Genomic DNA, 16,601 nt, shown 5'->3' with positions numbered 1-16,601 from the left:
GGAGTAGCCATGACCACCTTCGCCACGCACCGCGACACCGTGGAGTCGTTCGTCGACTCGATGCACCGCGGCGCCGACAAAGACGCCCTCGCCGGCATCCTCGCCGAGGACATCGTGATGTACAGCCCACTCGGCGACGAGCCAACCGTCGGCCGCGACGCAGTCCTGGAAGCCATGCGAGGGGTCGGCACGGCCGCGGCCGACCTCACCTACAAGGAAGTCCTCAGCGGCGAGACCCACCACGCCGCATACTTCCAGCTGCAGATCGACGAGACAGTAGTCGACGGGATGGACTACATCCTGCTCGACGCGGACGGCAAGATCGCCGAGGTGACCATCTGGTGGCGCCCGATTCCGTCGGGCGTCCAGATGCAGCGGCGCCTTGCGGGCCAGCTCGGCATGAAGCCCTGGGACCTGTCCACCCACGACGCGTAAAGGTGCACCGCGACGACGCCGAAGTCGTTGTCCCCCAGTGAGTTTAGGCCCGGCAGGCAATCGGACGATTCGTGGGTGTGGTGTGCCGGAAACCCAGCGTGCGTGTCCCTAGCACCGGGGAGCAACCGCGATGACAGTTCAGGGCGACCACGGTCAGTAGCGACACGCAGCGATCACGCGGTCGAAACACCCTCCATCACATAGAAGTTCGACTTCGAATTCTTCTGCCGGTAGGGAAGAATGGCTTGGTATTCCGCCGAGTTGTACCAGGTCTTAAACGCTTCCACGGACGGGAATTCGAGAACGACCTTCACCGGGTATTGGCCCGGACCACCCTCGATGACTTCAGGGCTCTGACCTGCCACGAGGTATCTGCCACCGTGGGAGGTGATCGTCTCCGCAATCCCGTCGAGGTACGGCTGCATCGCTTGTAGATTGCCGACCTCCAATTCGCAGAGAGCGTAGGCAGTCATGGAGTACCTCCTTGGATCACGCGGTTCAGCGGACCTTCAGCTCTTCCGCCGGTTCGTTCCCGCCGGGTAGGCCGCCAGCTAGTGGAGAACGCATTCGATCACAGTAGCTTTCATCGGGGGTCGTGTTCAGGAGACCAGCAGCAGGGCGGTCGTGATAAGCATGACGGCCGCGGTGCCGCCGTGCACTCCGTAGGCGATCGACTTGGCTGCGCTGTTGCGCAGCACGATGGTGGCGTCAACGATCGGGATTATGGTGGCGGCCAGCATGATCCAGCCGACGAGGTGCGTCGCGTGCGCGAGCATCAGGATGATCACAAATAGCCCGGTGGTGATGTCGCGGATGCCCTTGACGCCGAGGTAGGCGCGTATTGCGGGTTGGTCAGGATCGGCAGGCACGCCGTAGCCGGCGGCCGCGACGCGCGGCGCGATCAGGAACCGGGCGCCGATGAAGATGATGGCCGCGGCGAGGACGCCGGCCAGGACGTAGCCGATGGTGGCGGTGGTGGTCATGTCAAACGCTCCTGAAGTGTCAGTGGATGGGCGAAAAAGGGGTCGAATCAAGCAGTGTCATCTGGACGTCGAGGATGTCGGCGATGTCGAAACCGGCCATGTCGCCGGCGAATTCCGGGCTGGTCATCACCCGGCGGGTGAGCTGGTCGGGGTCCGCACCCGGCGGGTAGCTGATCAGCGCGACCAACCGGTTCGTCTTCCCGCCCTGATCGGTCCACACCCCGTGGGTGGTGACCCCGAATGCGGCAAAGGTCGCCAGGTGCCTGGCCCAATGCACCGTCGCGTACTGGTGCAGCGCTTCGCGTGACCGCAGGGTGTAAACCCTGAGCTCAAACATGTGCGGTGTCCTCCTTGTGTCAGGCGGGATCGGATGAGCGGCGATCGGCGGGGTCAGATCATCAGCACGACACACAACGCGGCCACGGCCACGCCCTGCAGTGTTGCGCGGGCGTTGATAACCGCGTCCCATCCCGCTTGCAGGGCACGCCCGTCCGGCAACGTCTCGCCGCTGTCGGTGGCGGCAGTGAGCCTCCGGTTGATGGGCGCGCTGATGCGCAGGTAGACCAGCAGCCAGATCAGCAGCGCACCCAGCGCGACGGTCGCGGCGATCGCTTGCAGCCAGTGCGCGCCGACTGCTGCGGTTGCCGAGCTGATCGCTGCGGCGACGATGCCGAGCACGCCCGGCACGGGCATACGCCGGTCGCCGTAGCGGTGCACGTGACCCATCACGATGACCAGGGTGTTGTCGTCGACCCGGTCCAGTGCGGGGCGCATGACCATGGCGCAGAACACGTCGGTGCCGTACACCACGCCGGTACCCAATACCGCGACCATCGCGGCACTACGGCTGAGCAGTTCTAATACCACTTTTCGCTCCCTTCCTTCGGAGGTGCTAGCAACGCTAACCTTTCGGCCGATCCAACGTCAATATCAGCGCTAGCATTTCTAGCTGTGATATGTTTCACCTATGGGTATCGAGGATCGCCGTGAGCGCGAGCGGTCTGCCCGCCGGCGGCTGATCGTGTCAACGGCCCGCAAGTTGGCCGAGGCGGAAGGATGGGACGCGGTGACCACGCGTCGGTTGTCCACCGAGATCGAGTACAGCCAGCCGGTGTTGTACAAGCACTTCACCGGCATGGAACAGATCGCCGATGCGGTCGCCATCGAGGGATTCGGCGAGCTCGCCCAGGTGATCCGTGGCGCCTGCGCGGACGACGACGTCACGGCCGGCGTGGTTCTTAACCGAGTTGCGCAGGCATATCTGGATTTTGCTCACGCCAACCCGGCGGTGTACGAGGCGATGTTCACCCGTGCGACGGCGCTGCACTTCGGCGCCGACGACACACCGGCCGAGTTGTTGTCGGCTTTCGCCGCGCTGCATCAGGCACTCGCTCGAGTCGGCCCTGGGCACGACGTCGACACGCTCACCGAGGTGTTCTGGGCCGCATTGCACGGGCTGGTCACCCTGGGCGCCACCAAACGATTACGGCCCGACCATGTCTCACAACGTGTTCGCCTGTTGGTCGAGCACTTCACCGGCATGCGAGAGCCAACGCGTCACGCCGAAGGCGGGTCGGCGTGAGCCGATCGCCCACTCAAGCGTCGCCTCGGAAGTAACGCGTTAATCCTCGCCCGTTGAATCCACGGCGGGACGTGCTTGCGGCGCAACGCCCGCCGGGGCCCGGCCCCAGACCGAACATGTGACGGCACTCACACACCGCTTGGGGATTGCTTCGACACCGAAGCAAGTTGCACCCACCGTAACTGTACTGCTTCGACATCGAAGCAAACGATCTCAGGAGGGCATCATGAAGGCTGTTCGGTACCACGAATACGGCGACAGCAACGTTCTGCGGTACGAGGAGGCCCCGCGCCCAGTACCCGGACCGCAACAGGTGCTGGTCAAAGTGGCGGCGACTGCGTTCAACCCGGTGGACGCCGGCATCCGTGGCGGTTATCTGGCCGAGGTGTACGAGGTCAACTTCCCCCACATTCCGGGCGTCGACGTCGCGGGCACCATCACCGAAATCGGTGAGGGAGTGCAGGATTGGAAGGTCGGCGACGCGGTCGTCGCGTTCCTGCCGCTTGATGCCGACGGCGCCGCCGCCGAATACAGCTTGGTGCCCGCCGAATCGCTGGCCACGGCGCCGACGTCGGTGCCGCTGGCCGACGCCGCAGCACTGCCCGAACCCGCGCTAACGGCTTGGCAGGCCCTGTTCGAGATCGCCGGGCTTACGAGCGGGCAGTCGGTGCTGATCAACGGGGCCTCCGGCGCGGTCGGTGGCTACGCCGTTCAGCTGGCCAAGCAGGCCGGCGCCGCGGTCACCGCCACGGCCAAGGACCGCGACGCCGAGCGGCTGCGTGGCCTGGGAGCCGACCGAATTGTCGACTACATCGACTACGGGCGGTCGCCGATCGACATCAATGGCGCCCCGTTCGACGTGGTGCTCAACCTGGTCAGCACCACCGACGAGCAGACCGACGCCCTCATCAGCGTCGTCACCGACGGCGGCTTCCACGTCGGCACCATGGTCTTCGGCCCGCAGGATCCGCCCCGAGGAGTCCGCACCCAGCGGGTATTCGTCCGCAGCGACGCTGCCCAACTGGCCGAACTGGTCGACCGCGTTGACGACGGCCGCCTGCGCATCGAGATCGCCGACCGCCGTCCGCTGGCAGATGCCGCGGCCGTGCACGACGACTCCGATGCCGGCCGACTGCACGGCAAGACCCTGCTCATCCCCACCGAGCGCTAACACCGAGTGCCCCAGGCATTTTCACCGGGAAGGAAGACTTGACATGACCAACGCATTCGATCCCGTTCTGCTGGGCGGGAGATTCAGCTGGCCAACCGCATCGCGATGTCACCGATGACACGTGGCCGGGCCTACGGGCCCGGGGCCAGCCCGACCGACCTGATGGCTACTTCTACTCCCAACGCGGCAGTGCGGAACTGATCAACACCGAGGGCGCCCACCCTCGGTGCTCGGCCAGGGTTACCCGGACACCCCGGTGCTGCACTCGACACAGCGGCTTGGCGGACGTCAGCTTAACGGAATGCGATGTGGCACCGCTATTTAACGGCCCCGGCGCGTCCGCGCGGGGCGGCAGATCGGGGCGGGCGGGCACGCATGTGGTCGCGGGCCTTGCTCATCATATCGCCGAGCCTGCGGACCTCGTTATCGGACAGCGAATCGAACAACAGCTCGCGCACCACCTCGACGTGCCCGGGCATCACCTGGGCGACGCGGGCGCGCCCCGCGTCGGTGATTTCGACAACCGTGGCACGCTGGTCCTCAGACGAGCCCGCGCGAGTGATCAACCCCTGCTTCTCGAGGAGTCCGGCCTGATGGGTCAGACCCGAGCGGCTGTACACGACGCCGTCGGCGAGGCTGGTCATGGTGAGCGGTTGGTCGGCGTCGGCCAGCTTGGCCAGGATCTCGAACTGCACGTAGCTGAGGTCTCCGGCGTCCTGCAACTGTCGGCGCACCGCATACTGAAGCAAGCTCACCGACTCCATCAGCGCGAAGTACGCCCGGAGTTGGACAGGATTCAACGAGTAGCCCATACCCTTGAGCGTAATGCTTCGACATCGAAGTGTGTTGTGAGTCGGCGCCCTCGTGTCAGGGGTTCAGCAGGGCGTCCGGGGTGTCCCAGCGCACGCCATCGAAGCGTCCGAAGTCGTTGTCGTAGCTGACGATTCCCGCTCGGTGTTCGAGCGCCAACGCAGCCAAGTGCGCGTCGTTGACGAGGTTTCCGCCGGTGCCGATGTGGGACAGCAGGCCGCCGAGCTGCTGCGGATGGCGCTCGGTGGGGCCGATCACCACCGCCCCCGGAGCGCTGCACCATTGTTCAACCTGACGCATCGCGTCGGCCGGGTGTAGGGGTGCGGGGAAGAGCCCGATCTTTGTGGTCAGCCGAACGAAGGCAAGTAGCGGCACCCACGCCAAGCCGACTGTGTCGGCGCCAGAGAGCGCGTTGTCGAGCCAGCGCCTACTGGCTCTGTGGTGCTCGGCGGCCGAATTTACCGCATAGAGAAGCACATTGGCGTCGACGATCTTCATGCGCCGCGCCGTTGCCGGCGCAGCAACTCCTCGTCTTCGAGTTCAGCGGCCAGCTGTAACGCGCGGTCGAGGTTGACTGCGGGAACCCCGAGGTCGGCCACCGTGGTCTCGAACGGCGTCGGGGCCGGTCGGCCGTGGGCGCCGTCGCGAATGGCGTCGTTGAGCGCCTGTTTGAACGAGACGCCGCGCTCGCGCATGCGTCGGCGAACCAGCGCGAGTGTGTCGTCGTCAAGCGTCACGGTCGTGCGCACTGTGACAGCATAGCATCATTTATTCTGATGCTCTGCTGTCAAAGTGCGGCGTCCAGCCACCCCGAATCTGAGACAGATCGGGGAGGACACTTCGCCAGACATCCGTGAACCGGATGACAAGATGCCCGGATGAGCTACCGCTGGCCGACGCTGGCCGATGTCATCGACACCCTCCACGTTGTCCGCGTTGACGACCACCAATTCATCGCCACCCAGCTGGACAACCCGGGCCATCACATCGTGGGCGGCCACATCGCCGGCCAAGCGCTGATGGCGGCAAGCCTCACTGCGCCGGGCCGCGCAGCGCACAGCGTGCATGTCTACTACGTGCGAGCCGGCGATGCCCGCCACCCGGTCGACCTCCACGTCGACGTGGCACGCGACGGCGGCACGTTGTCCACCCGCAAGATCACCGCCCGCCAGGACGGGCAGATCCTGCTCGAGGCACTCGCCTCATTCAACGTGCCATTCGAGTCGCTCGACTACCAGCAACCGATGCCCGAGGTCGCCGACCCCGAATCGCTGCCCCCGATACAGGAGCAGTTGGCGGCACATGCGGACGAACTGGACGGTCACTGGGTTGCGCCTCGGCCCTTCGAGCTGCGCTACGTCGACCCCCCGCCGCGGCTTGCCATCGACCTGGCCGAGCCGGCGCCGCGGCTGCGAATGTGGTGGCGCGCCAACGGATCTGTGCCGGACGATGAGGTGCTGCACAGCTGCCTGCTGACCTACCTTTCCGGAACGACAATGGTCGAGCCCGCGCTCGTCATGCGGCGGGCCACGCCGGTCAGCACCTTCAACGCCCTCATCGACCACGCACTGTGGTTTCATCGGCCGGTCGACCTGGCGGACTGGGTCCTCTCGGATCAGGTGTCGGCCAGCGGTGTCGCGGGCCGGGGGCTGACGACGTCGACGATGTACAACCGCGAGGGGCAAATGGTCTGCGTCGCAACCCAAGAGCTCTACTTTGGTCGCGGCGGCTGAACACCGTTACGGAGTGCCCAGCAGATCGATACGGTGTCTGGGCAGATCGCCCTGCAGCGGTACGACCCGGGCCGCCATATCGGGATACTTCTCGAAGAACGCCACGAGCCCCTGCTTGTCAGGTGACCAGTCAGGTAGGGGATTGCGGGTTCGGCTCGCCCGTTTCTGCTTGATCTCCCAGTCCGCCTGGCGGAGCTTGTCGATGTCGGCGATCTCGTAGGTCAGGTAGATCTGGTAGTTCTCTTCCGGCCGGACGGTGTTGCGGGCCTGGCGCAGCATATCCAGAGTTGCCCGCTCAGGGTTTCCGTGCTGTCCGTTTCCGGAGAACACGTAGCGGTCGGCGGTGATGCGCTCGAAATAGTCTTGGGTGTAATTGTTTTCACTGCCGTGGTGCTGTCCCTTCAGCACATCGACGTGCAAACTGTCGCCGAGTCCGACGAGTTTCATTCCCTCGAGGATCTTGTCGCCGCGGGCGTCACCGGTGAACAGGATCGTCTTCCCGCCGAATTCGGCGAGCACCACAATGCTGGACAGATTGGGCACCGACTTGTCGACGTAGGCCGCCAGTGCGGCGGCCGGCGGCTTCGGATGCTTTTTCTGCTCCTCCAACCACTTTCGGTGTGCTTCTTGTAGCGCCTCGACTTCGGGCAGCATCGGCCCAATGACGTTCAACGTCAGGCCGTCTCCGATGGTGATCGCCGTGCCGCCATCCTCGGCGACGATCAACCCGCCCGCTCCATCGTTTACCTGGATCTTGAGCACCTCCGCGTTGCCGGCCAGGTCGACGCCCTGCTCGATGCCCGCGAGCACCATCAGCGCGTCATTGAACGTGTCGGCGTCGACCTTCGCGTCGTCGGGCACCATGTCGACCGGGATGTCCCCGGTCAGCGATGCCGTTCCGTACCCGTTCGAGGTGGCCTTCTTCAGCTCGGCGGCGTCATTGCCAATGATCTTGTCAAATGTGTTGTGGAACAGCCTTCGTGGCTTCACGAACCTGTTGACCGGCAGCGCCCTGAGGTCCTCGGTCAGCCGCACCAGTCCGTTGGCGTGGTCATCGTCCACGTGGCTGAGCATCACCCAGTCCAGCGCCATCGGCTCGCCGGCGGGTACCCCCTTTTCGTCCCGCAACTGCTTCAGCCGAGGTTCGAGGTGGTTGGTGTAGACGCCGCTGGGACCCCCGTCGATCAGCGCCAGCTTCTGCTTCTTGTCTGCCTTTGGCCCGTATCGAAGCAGTAGGCAATCGCCTTTCTTGGCGGGCAGGATTTCGAGACTGAAAACGTTGCTGGACATGTGAATTCACCTCATTGGCTCTGTAAGGCGCGAAGAACATCGAGTAAGCCGTGACCCTGAAAGTTGCGCTCTCGTCCGAGATCGGTCGCTGTCTCGCAGAGAATATTCTTGACCTTGTCGGGACGTCCGACGAGTTCTGGATAGCGTGCCATCAGTAGTGCTGCGGCGCCGCTGACGTGAGGTGCGGCCATGCTGGTGCCGTCCAGATAGCCCCAATCATTTTCCAGCACTGGGGAATAGATGCGCTCGCCGGGTGCGACAAGGTCCGGCTTCGGTCGTCCGTCACCGGTAGGGCCGCGGCTGGAGAAGTAGCTCACGCCGTAGGTGAAAGGCTTGTAGTGGTGCGTGGATCCGACCGTGATGACGCGCTCTGCATTGCCAGGGTCGGTGATGCTGAAGGCGAGGTAGTTATTGAACGGCTGGTCGTTGACCATGATGTTCTGGTAGCCGAAGTTGCCGGCGGCGGCGACGACGACCACCCCACTGTCGATGAGTCGCTCGGCCTCCATGCAGACCGGGGTCGCCCCGCATGCGTAATTGCGCACGTCGTGCTCGATCGACAGGCTCATGTTCACACCCTGGATCTGCATGTCGCCCGCCAACTCATTGGTGTGCCGGACAAACTGTAGCGCCGCGATAACCGCCAACTCGGTGTCCTCTTTATCGGATCCGATGATGCGCAAGTCGTAAAGATTGATACCCGGGCACATGCCGGTGACGAGATTTCCGCCCGCTTCGTCGACTGCGGCCGCGATGATGCCGGCGACATGAGTGCCGTGTTCGCTGGACGGTGGTGGTGGGGGCGGGCCTTCGACGCCGAGTTCGAGGAACTCCGCGATGAGGTCATACCGCATCGGCTGACCGTGATACGCGGCGGTCGCGATCTGTTTCAGCTTGCGGTCTGCGCTCGGCGGGAGTGGGTTGTCCTTGCGAGCGGTCTCGATCGCCTTGAGATTGGATTTGCGAACGACGTCGTCGACATTGCTGAGGTTGACGACCTCGCGGTAATAGGTGAAGTCGTATGTCTTGCGGACCGGGTGCTTCCCAAACGCGATGTGGTGCGTGTCGATCCCGGAATCGATGACCGCCCAGGTGATCGGGGTGCAGTCGAGGTCGAACAGGCGGCGGGCCGCGTCGGCCTTCACGGCCGGCACCGACTTCATGATCGCGGTGGACGCCGGACGGTTCCGCGAGATCTGCCAGACCTTCGCGGCCTCTGCCGGGGCCATATCGGTGGAGATCAGATCGACGACGAGCTCGCGCAAGTCGTCGTTGCTGGTGTCGACCAACAGGCCCTGCGTTTTCCTCTGAACTTTGGTCAACACCCGTGGCGTCAGCGGCTCGCGGTCCGTCTCCTCCGGGGGGCGTTGCACCATCAAGACCAGGGCGCATAACGCGACGAAGCGCTCGAATGCCGTGCGCCGACTGCGGATCCCGACCGTGGGATCCTTGAACAATTCGTCGAGGTCCTGGGGACCCTTGTTCCATGCGGCGACCAGGACCCGCACATCGTCGACCGTCTGAGCGATCTTGTCGGGTCCGCATTCGCCGTCGGAGTTATCTGAACTCATCCACGCGTCGATCTCGTTGCGGGTCTTCGGATCCAGCCACCACTTCGTCATCGGGATCAGCACCCGGATCACTTCATCGAAGTACAACCGGGCGGCTACATAGTTCTGCACCGGCGCGACCCTCGGATCGTCGCCATGAACGACACCGCGACGGATTCCTTGCAGTTGTTTGAAGATCTCCGCGGCCAGGGCGTTGGCCGAGCTGCCCTTGTACGACGTGATCAGCAGGTCGACCGGCTTGCTCAGGTCTTGCACGTACGCGGTCCACACATCACCCAAGATCGGTGAGCCCTGCAGGTATCGTCGGCTCGAGCCGGCGCCAACCAGGATGTAATCGACCAACTTTCGGGAGATTGAAGTTTCCCCGTTCATGTCAACGCCTCGTTCGGATAGGGGAGTTCGGTCTTCGTGGGATCGGTGAGTTCACCGGACATGTGGGTCCGCAGGCCGGCATCGCAGATGACGTAGCCCCAGTTGATAAGTCGCTCTTGCTCGGCGTCGGAGAGCGGCGCAAGCCGCGTTTTCACCTCGGCCAGTTCGCGGGTTCGATCGGGGTTCGCCGGCAGCACTGCCCCGCCGTATTTCGCGACCTGACTGCGGATGCCGATGTACATGCCCTGTCGCAGACCGGATTTGAACGAGCCGATCACTTGGCGCTTGCGCATCGCAAGGGCTTGATTGTGGATGAGGTCGAGAACCCGAGCCGTCTGCCGCAGCGGATCGGTCGGGGGATCGTCGTCGGCGGCGACTTCGCCGCCGGCGTCACTGACGATGATCGACGTGTATCTCTTCCACGCGGTTTCCAGCCCGAGGTTGTCGTATACGCCGCCGTCGGTCACCTTGATCTCGTCGCGGAAGCCGGGCCCGGTAAGTGTGTTGCCTTGTTCGTCGATCCAGGTCTGGCCCTTGAGGTGCAGCGTGCAGGGCGACAGCGCGGGCGGAAAGGCCGACGACGCGGCGACCGCGACCGCCAGCGATACGTCGGGATTCATGATTCTCCCGACGCGATAGTCGGCCAGATAGGGCTTGCTGAACCGCAGCAGCACCCCGGACTCCAGGTTGGTCGAATTGAAGATGAACCGCGGCTTGTCGGGCAGTTGTTGCAGGCTGGTGGCACCGAAGAGGTGCTTGCGATAGGCAGCCGCGACGCGGCCGGCGGCGGAATCACCGAAAGGCAGCATTCCTTCGAGAACCGCTTTGACGTCGACCGCGGTTGCGCTCATCTTTCGCACGGGTTTGACGAACTGTTCGTCAAAGTTGCTGGCGACCTGCTTGGTGTCCCATGTCAGCTGCTGCCAATTCTTCGCGAGAACGCCGGCGGTGATCGAACCGCCCGAGACGCTGGAGACGCGGTCGAGCTTCGCCAGCAGGCCGACCTCGTTGAGCCGCCAGAGCACTCCAACATGGAAGACCATCGCCCGGTAGCCGCCGCCGGATAGGCAAAGCGCCCGGCCCTTCTCCGGCTGCCGATCTCCGTCGTCCTGTGCTTGCCGGACCGGAGTGATCAACTCGTCCAAGTTGGCACTGGTCATTTCGAGTCCCATTCGTCGACTGATAACGAGGTGTCGCGGAACGCACGATCGCGCGACACCAGAAGTCCGCGGCGGCCCCACTTTCCAGAAGTGAAGTGACGCAATTGGTGTGGTTCGTAGTGGCACTGACGACGCTAGGGCGGATGACCGAGCTTGCGCACGAGTAGTCGGCTACTCGACTTGCTGTCGGAGACAACTTTAGGAAGTGAGGGGGTGTTCGTTCGCTTGCGCGTTGATCTCGTCCGTTACCGACCACTGGTCAGTGAGCGCGTTGGCGGCGACACTTTTGTTCGGACGGTGCCAAAACATGACCAAACGGGCCGACCTTAGCCCAATCCCGCTTGAGCCGCTGATACAAGATCACGAGGGGTAGGCGCCCGAGCAGGGTCCTCGAAGATGGCCATCGCGGCACAGTCGCCCAACTGAATATCGCGATGCTCGACGGGTCCGAACCAGTGGGTGCTGTCGACGGTATAGACGATTTGCAGATTGTGAGTGACATTGTGCTGGAAGGCGATGTGCAGCTTGCCATCGAAAACGGCCATCGCAAGGCTATTCCCCGCATTCTGCGTTTGGTACACCCCCGTGAAGGTGATGCCGTCTCTCGACGAAGCGATATTCAGATTCAAATTGGAATCCCGTGCGGCGACGTAAAGCACGCTATTGAAAACGGCCATCGCGATGCAGCGATCCACAGGGATACGGATTTCGTTTGCCGACCAAGTGCTGCCGTCGCTGCTGGAGGCGACCATCAGATTTTGATTGCTGTTGTTCTGATAGGCCAAGTACAGCTTGTCATTGATGAAGGGCACCATCGCGGCATTACTTCCCAGCTGGATGGTGGTCACCTCGGTCGTCGACCACTGCGCGCCGTCACCCGACGCAGCGACAATTAGGTTGCGGTTGTGGCCGGCGGCGACCGACGGGGCGGCGAGGTAGAGCCGGTTCTTGAAGACGGCCATCGCGGCACCGCTGCCCAACTGGCCAGTGGGAATGCGGGTTTGCTGGCCGAAGTTGAGGCCGTCGGCGGCGGAGGCGACGTACATGTCGGTGGAATTCGGTGTCTGGAAGGCCATATACAGGCTGTCATTGAACTGTGCGACTCCGACGGTCTGGCCGATCTGGATTTCGGGATGCTGGGCCTGGGTAAATGTCTCGCCGTCGCGGGAGGAGGCCAAAACCATGTCGTCGCCGATGCTGGCTTGGAAGATGAGTTTCAGCTGTGCAAGGTATGGGCTTCTGAAGACGGCCATTGCGGCAGAGTTGCCCAACTGAATACTGCTAAATTCCATCACCGGTGACCAGTTGTCGCCGTTGGGGGAGTAGACGACCAGCAGATCGCCGTTGAGGTTCTTGTAAGCGACGTAGAGGTTGTGGTTGAAAACGGCCGCCGCGACGGTGTTTCCCATGGGAATTGATGAGGGACCGCCTGTTACGGGCTGGAAGGTACTGAAGTCGCTTGAGGACAAGATGGCCAGGTGGCCGCTCGAGTCCTGCGCGGCGACATAAAGCTTTTGGTTGAAACCGGTTATCGCGACGCAGCTTCCCAACTGAATGTTGCCGGAACTGCGGGCTGGTTGCCAGGTGTTGCCATCGCTGCTGGAGGTGAGGTACATCTTTTTGCTGCTGTCATTGGCCTGATAGACCAAGTACAACGTGTTGTTCAGGGTCGCCATCGCGGCACAGTTCCCCAGGTTGAAATTGGGACGCACAATGCCCTGGTATTGCTCGCCGTCGCTGGACGTGAAGACCACCAGACTGCGGTTCTCGCTGGCAACGATCGATGGGGTAGCGAGGTAGAGCTTCTCATTGAAGCTCGCCATCGCGACACAGTTGCCCAGCTTGGCAGTCGGAATAGCGAGGGGCTGGACATAGGATTTGCCATCGGTGGTGTATGCGACGACCAGGTTATTAGTACCGTCAGCTGCCTGGAAAGCGACGTACAGATTGTCACCGAATTGTGCGAATGCGGTGCACTGGCCGACCTGATGCGCGGAATACCTGTCCTGGCGAAATATCTTGCCATCGCTCGAGGAGGCCACAAACATAGTCGGGCTGTTGCTGGCTTGGAAGGCGAATTTCAGCTGTGGCAGACATCCCCATGCGTCGACGAGTCCATATCCGTAGTTCTGGTTGGGAATGGGGCCGCCCAGGGGCCGCGCACCGGCGAGGAGTTGCCGCTTGATGTCGAAAGCGGTCGCCGTTGGGCGAGCGGCGCGAATGAGGCCGGCGACGCCGCTGACGAAAGCGGTTGATAGCGAGGTGCCGGAGACCTCCGTTGAGCCACCGTCGCCAAGGTGCAACGTCCAGATCCCGTCCCCAGGAGCGACCAGAGTCAGCCAGGACCCGTAGTTCGAGTACGTAGAGCGTTTATTGTTTGAGTCGGTCGCGCCCACGCAAACAACATGGTCCATGGTTTCGGCGTACTTGCCGGGATATGGGGTGTAGGCCGAAACCCCAGAGGGCAGGTCGGCGCTCGCGGTGACGACAAGTGCCCCCGCGGTACCCGCGGTGACGACGGCGTTCTTCAGGGAGACGTCTTCGGCGCGAGCGGCGTAGGAGCAGTTGATGATTGCGGCAGACTGCGGGGATTGAGCGGCCCACACAATCCCCTGCGCGTAAGTAGAGGCAGCGACACTTCCCCCGGCGGGGACTGCCTTGACCGGCAGTAGTTTGCACGCCCACATCACACCCGCGACTGCGTAGGTGTTGTTGGTAAGCGCGCCGATGACCCCTGCCATCTCGGTGCCGTGACCATCATCGTCCTGGGGGCTTTGGCCGGGGGTAATGAAGTTTCTGCCGGGCAACAGATGATCGGCTATGTCGCGATGGTTGAAGTCACAGCCGGTATCGATGACGGCAATCACCACTGCGGGGTCACCTGTCGTGACACCCCAGGCCTGCGGGCAGTTAATCTCTGGCAGGCCCCACTGGTCCCCGTATCGGAGGTCGTCGGGTACGACGCAGGCTGTGAGGCACGCGTGCATCGATGATTCGATGACAGACGGCAATTCATTGAGGGCCGCGAGGACCATTTCTACCTTGTTCCGTTCGTCGAATCGGACGACGACGATGCCAGCGAGCTGCGGGAACTCCGGCGCATCAAATACGCGAAACAACGCCCGTACACCGAACGGCTTCAACGCAGCATCGAAATCATCAAGTCCGACGCGCGTCGGAGGTGGCTCGTTGGATTTCAGCGGCGCGGCGCCGTAGACGGGCAACTGGCGTACCAGGTCGCCGGCTTTCAGGTGGACAACTGCCTCACCGGGCACGAAAGAGTTGACGTCAAGATCGGTCATCGGTGACCTCCTCGTGCGCTCAAGTGGATATGGCTTAGCGCGCGATGGTGTTATGTGCCCATGGATTAGGCAACATTTAATTGAACCCCTGAGGAATAGCTGGCGATTCAAGATCGCCGCAGCTCTCGCGCGATCGGGTTGATCTGATGAAACTAAACAGGCAGACCCGAAAGCGCAAACTTTCGAATGTTGTTGCAGGACAGACGGTCTACCGCAAAGACGGCCTTACGTCAATCCGAGCAAGATTGTATTGCCCTACGCACATCATGTTTGTCGACGTGGCAAGGATCGGAAGAGTTAACCATTGGTGTGCAGCATGTTTCGGCGCTCTGTCTCTTAACAGGCCTTGTCGCCACCGAATTGCGATATCGGACAGGTCATCTCAAGTTAACAGCAGTTATTGGTGGGCGGCGGGCGAGCAACAGGCTCAATTGGGCGTGACGTTGTGCGCTGTTGTTGCTCATGCCAACTAGCTTGACGGTCTTGCCTTTTGACGCACGCTTGTCGGGGATCGCCTCCAAGGTGGCCGCGCTCGAGGCGTCCATCGGAACCAGAGGTCGCCATGCCGTCACGTACCGGGAATCGGCGCTGTCCCCGGCGCCGGGGCACCTGACCTTGTCGCGCGAAAGCGCCCGGCCAGAAGTAGCCGAGCAACCGCCGCCGGTACGAGCGATTCCAATGATCGATGCGAGCGCTCGCGGTGACATCCACACCCCTCGACGAGGACTTCAGGGGATCAGCTGACGCAGTCCCTATTGTCCGATCGGGCCGACGGGCAAAGCCCGGGCAGTGCGTCATCAAGCTGCCCGGCCGCAACTGCCACCCGCGATTCGCCCTCGATGTCATGGCACGCTAATTTCCCTGGAGTGATGTTCTTTGCTGCTCGTGTGCTCGCAGGGTGGATTCCGCCCTTTCTGGCTGTCGCGGCCGTCGCCTGGCTAGGTGTTGCGCTGCAGGCCGGTCCGGCGCCGTCGGTACGCCTGACCAGCGATGGCAACCCGCTGGCCGGGGCGCCGTTCTACGTCAACCCCACGTCGGCGGCGATGCGCGCCGCGCAGAGCGCCGACCCGCCGAGTCCCCAGTTGACTGCGATCGCCAACACGCCGCAGGCCTACTGGATCGTGCCGGGGGGTTCGGCGGGCACCGTCGGAAAGTACGTCGGCGACGCGAATGCCGCCGGCGCCATCCCGGTGCTGTCGCTGTATGGAATCCCGCATCGCGACTGTGGCAGTTTCGCCGCCGGTGGCCTCGGGTCGGGCGCCGACTACCGAGGCTGGATCGACGGCATCGCTTCCGGCATCGGCGCCTCGCGAGTGGCGATCATCGTCGAGCCCGATGCGCTCGCCATGGCCGACTGCCTGTCGGGTGATGCGCGCCAGGAACGCTTCGACTTGATTCGCTATGCCGTCGACACGCTGACCCGGGATCCGAACGCGGCGGTCTACGTCGATGCGGGTCACCTGCGCTGGCATAGCCCGGAGGACATGGCCGGCCGGCTCAACCAGGCCGGTGTCGGCCACGCCCGGGGTTTCAGCGTCAACACCGCCAACTTCTTCACCACCGAGGACGAAATCGGTTATGGCGAAGCGATTTCGGGGCTGACCAATGGTTCGCACTACGTGATCGACACCTCGCGCAACGGCGCCGGGCCGGCGCCCGACGCCGAGCTCAATTGGTGCAACCCCAGCGGCCGGGCTTTGGGCGTTGCCCCTACCGCGTCGACCGCGGGCGCGCACGCCGACGCCTACTTGTGGATCAAACGCCCGGGTGAATCCGACGGGTCGTGCGGTAAAGGCGATCCGCCCGCGGGCACCTTCGTGAACCAGTACGCCATCGATATGGCCAGCAAGGCTGGCATGTAGCCGGCCCCTGGTTCACAGGGTCATCACCGCTGTTGACGTCGATGGGGTTTACCGCGACGGCACGGAGCCCGCACTATTGGAGCTGATGTTCGCAGCCAAGGTGAACGACCCATCCGATGCCGCCCGCAACGCGGGCGTCCAGGGCATCGGCGGCCTGGTCACCTCGGGCCGGATCACCGAACCGCAGAGCGAGGCCCTTGTCGGCGATGCGATCGCGCTGATTCTCGCGGGCGCGTCGACCGACGGCTGGAGGGCGTTCGCCGACGAACATCGCTGGCATTTCTGGACGCACCGGGAAACACGATGCCAGACGAGCTGATTCGAGATGTG

General features: G+C 63.3%; 18 protein-coding genes. 7 read left to right on the top strand and 11 right to left on the bottom strand.

Annotation, left to right across the window (positions count from 1 at the left end; genetic code table 11):
* Positions 1-9 precede the first annotated feature (9 nt).
* Positions 10-435 carry a nuclear transport factor 2 family protein gene (locus SKC41_RS07105; protein WP_330976985.1) on the top strand — a complete coding sequence of 142 codons (426 nt, stop codon included), beginning with the start codon at positions 10-12 and terminating at the stop codon, positions 433-435.
* Positions 436-608: 173 nt separating this feature from the next.
* Here SKC41_RS07105 and SKC41_RS07100 read toward each other — a convergent pair whose 3' ends face one another.
* The 4 genes from SKC41_RS07100 to SKC41_RS07085 form a co-directional block, all read right to left on the bottom strand.
* Complete coding sequence (locus SKC41_RS07100; protein WP_330976984.1) at positions 609-908, bottom strand: DUF1330 domain-containing protein; 300 nt, start codon at positions 906-908, stop codon at positions 609-611.
* Between the two features lie 126 nt (positions 909-1,034).
* Positions 1,035-1,418 (bottom strand): DUF4267 domain-containing protein, encoded by a 384-nt coding sequence (locus SKC41_RS07095; protein WP_330976983.1) that lies wholly within the window; start codon positions 1,416-1,418, stop codon positions 1,035-1,037.
* Positions 1,419-1,437: 19 nt separating this feature from the next.
* Positions 1,438-1,755, bottom strand: coding sequence for an NIPSNAP family protein (locus tag SKC41_RS07090; protein ID WP_330976982.1), 318 nt, complete (start codon positions 1,753-1,755; stop codon positions 1,438-1,440).
* 53 nt (positions 1,756-1,808) lie between these two features.
* Positions 1,809-2,285 carry a DUF1772 domain-containing protein gene (locus tag SKC41_RS07085; RefSeq protein WP_330976981.1) on the bottom strand — a complete coding sequence of 159 codons (477 nt, stop codon included), beginning with the start codon at positions 2,283-2,285 and terminating at the stop codon, positions 1,809-1,811.
* A 100-nt stretch (positions 2,286-2,385) separates the two neighbouring features.
* Between SKC41_RS07085 and SKC41_RS07080 the strand changes: the two genes are divergently transcribed.
* Together SKC41_RS07080 and SKC41_RS07075 are read left to right on the top strand one after the other, a co-directional pair.
* Positions 2,386-3,000, top strand: a complete 615-nt coding sequence (locus tag SKC41_RS07080; protein WP_330976980.1) for a TetR/AcrR family transcriptional regulator — start codon at positions 2,386-2,388, stop codon at positions 2,998-3,000.
* A 226-nt stretch (positions 3,001-3,226) separates the two neighbouring features.
* Positions 3,227-4,171: an NADP-dependent oxidoreductase gene (locus SKC41_RS07075; protein ID WP_330976979.1), complete on the top strand. Its 945-nt coding sequence runs from the start codon at positions 3,227-3,229 to the stop codon at positions 4,169-4,171.
* A 317-nt stretch (positions 4,172-4,488) separates the two neighbouring features.
* Here SKC41_RS07075 and SKC41_RS07070 read toward each other — a convergent pair whose 3' ends face one another.
* The 3 genes from SKC41_RS07070 to SKC41_RS07060 are packed head-to-tail and all read right to left on the bottom strand — an operon-like array spanning position 4,489 to position 5,730.
* Positions 4,489-4,983 (bottom strand): MarR family winged helix-turn-helix transcriptional regulator, encoded by a 495-nt coding sequence (locus SKC41_RS07070; RefSeq protein ID WP_330976978.1) that lies wholly within the window; start codon positions 4,981-4,983, stop codon positions 4,489-4,491.
* Positions 4,984-5,038: 55 nt separating this feature from the next.
* Positions 5,039-5,479, bottom strand: coding sequence for a type II toxin-antitoxin system VapC family toxin (locus SKC41_RS07065; RefSeq protein WP_330976977.1), 441 nt, complete (start codon positions 5,477-5,479; stop codon positions 5,039-5,041).
* A complete protein-coding gene (locus SKC41_RS07060; RefSeq protein WP_239721679.1) occupies positions 5,476-5,730 on the bottom strand; it encodes an antitoxin in 255 nt (84 codons plus the stop codon). Before SKC41_RS07060 ends, SKC41_RS07065 begins: the two co-directional genes overlap by 4 nt.
* A 129-nt stretch (positions 5,731-5,859) precedes the next feature.
* Here SKC41_RS07060 and SKC41_RS07055 point away from each other — a divergent pair, with 129 nt between their 5' ends.
* Entirely contained in the window at positions 5,860-6,714 is an 855-nt protein-coding gene (locus SKC41_RS07055; protein ID WP_330976976.1) for an acyl-CoA thioesterase, read from the top strand.
* Between the two features lie 6 nt (positions 6,715-6,720).
* Here the strand turns inward: SKC41_RS07055 and SKC41_RS07050 are convergent, their stop codons facing one another.
* The 4 genes from SKC41_RS07050 to SKC41_RS07035 form a co-directional block, all read right to left on the bottom strand.
* Positions 6,721-8,004, bottom strand: a complete 1,284-nt coding sequence (locus SKC41_RS07050) for a hypothetical protein (RefSeq protein ID WP_330976975.1) — start codon at positions 8,002-8,004, stop codon at positions 6,721-6,723.
* Between the two features lie 11 nt (positions 8,005-8,015).
* Entirely contained in the window at positions 8,016-9,947 is a 1,932-nt protein-coding gene (locus SKC41_RS07045) for a S8 family peptidase (protein ID WP_330976974.1), read from the bottom strand.
* A complete protein-coding gene (locus SKC41_RS07040; RefSeq protein WP_330976973.1) occupies positions 9,944-11,107 on the bottom strand; it encodes a patatin-like phospholipase family protein in 1,164 nt (387 codons plus the stop codon). The genes SKC41_RS07045 and SKC41_RS07040 overlap by 4 nt, the downstream gene beginning before the upstream one ends.
* Before the next feature lie 326 nt (positions 11,108-11,433).
* Positions 11,434-14,409, bottom strand: a complete 2,976-nt coding sequence (locus SKC41_RS07035) for a S8 family peptidase (protein WP_330976972.1) — start codon at positions 14,407-14,409, stop codon at positions 11,434-11,436.
* A 483-nt stretch (positions 14,410-14,892) separates the two neighbouring features.
* Here SKC41_RS07035 and SKC41_RS07030 point away from each other — a divergent pair, with 483 nt between their 5' ends.
* The 3 genes from SKC41_RS07030 to SKC41_RS07020 all read left to right on the top strand — a co-directional run bounded on the left by SKC41_RS07030 (position 14,893) and on the right by SKC41_RS07020 (position 16,590).
* A complete protein-coding gene (locus SKC41_RS07030; protein ID WP_330976971.1) occupies positions 14,893-15,153 on the top strand; it encodes a hypothetical protein in 261 nt (86 codons plus the stop codon).
* Positions 15,154-15,275: 122 nt separating this feature from the next.
* Positions 15,276-16,271: a glycoside hydrolase family 6 protein gene (locus SKC41_RS07025; protein WP_330976970.1), complete on the top strand. Its 996-nt coding sequence runs from the start codon at positions 15,276-15,278 to the stop codon at positions 16,269-16,271.
* 76 nt (positions 16,272-16,347) lie between these two features.
* Positions 16,348-16,590 carry a hypothetical protein gene (locus SKC41_RS07020; protein ID WP_330976969.1) on the top strand — a complete coding sequence of 81 codons (243 nt, stop codon included), beginning with the start codon at positions 16,348-16,350 and terminating at the stop codon, positions 16,588-16,590.
* The last annotated feature ends 11 nt before the right edge of the window (positions 16,591-16,601 follow it).

It is taken from the genome of Mycobacterium sp. 050128, from assembly GCF_036409155.1.
Taxonomy (GTDB): domain Bacteria; phylum Actinomycetota; class Actinomycetes; order Mycobacteriales; family Mycobacteriaceae; genus Mycobacterium.
The sequence above is the reverse complement of the archived record's forward strand: the minus strand, read 5'-3'. Positions and strand labels throughout refer to the sequence as shown.

Bases quoted from the DNA above. Each gene is read 5' to 3' on its own strand.
- SKC41_RS07065 (WP_330976977.1), bottom strand. From the start codon at position 5,479: ATGAAGATCGTCGACGCCAATGTGCTTCTCTATGCGGTAAATTCGGCC.
- SKC41_RS07080 (WP_330976980.1), top strand. From the start codon at position 2,386: ATGGGTATCGAGGATCGCCGTGAGCGCGAGCGGTCTGCCCGCCGGCGG.
- SKC41_RS07040 (WP_330976973.1), bottom strand. From the start codon at position 11,107: ATGACCAGTGCCAACTTGGACGAGTTGATCACTCCGGTCCGGCAAGCA.
- SKC41_RS07055 (WP_330976976.1), top strand. From the start codon at position 5,860: ATGAGCTACCGCTGGCCGACGCTGGCCGATGTCATCGACACCCTCCAC.
- SKC41_RS07100 (WP_330976984.1), bottom strand. From the start codon at position 908: ATGACTGCCTACGCTCTCTGCGAATTGGAGGTCGGCAATCTACAAGCG.
- SKC41_RS07035 (WP_330976972.1), bottom strand. From the start codon at position 14,409: ATGACCGATCTTGACGTCAACTCTTTCGTGCCCGGTGAGGCAGTTGTC.
- SKC41_RS07075 (WP_330976979.1), top strand. From the start codon at position 3,227: ATGAAGGCTGTTCGGTACCACGAATACGGCGACAGCAACGTTCTGCGG.
- SKC41_RS07090 (WP_330976982.1), bottom strand. From the start codon at position 1,755: ATGTTTGAGCTCAGGGTTTACACCCTGCGGTCACGCGAAGCGCTGCAC.
- SKC41_RS07070 (WP_330976978.1), bottom strand. From the start codon at position 4,983: ATGGGCTACTCGTTGAATCCTGTCCAACTCCGGGCGTACTTCGCGCTG.
- SKC41_RS07050 (WP_330976975.1), bottom strand. From the start codon at position 8,004: ATGTCCAGCAACGTTTTCAGTCTCGAAATCCTGCCCGCCAAGAAAGGC.
- SKC41_RS07105 (WP_330976985.1), top strand. From the start codon at position 10: ATGACCACCTTCGCCACGCACCGCGACACCGTGGAGTCGTTCGTCGAC.
- SKC41_RS07045 (WP_330976974.1), bottom strand. From the start codon at position 9,947: ATGAACGGGGAAACTTCAATCTCCCGAAAGTTGGTCGATTACATCCTG.
- SKC41_RS07095 (WP_330976983.1), bottom strand. From the start codon at position 1,418: ATGACCACCACCGCCACCATCGGCTACGTCCTGGCCGGCGTCCTCGCC.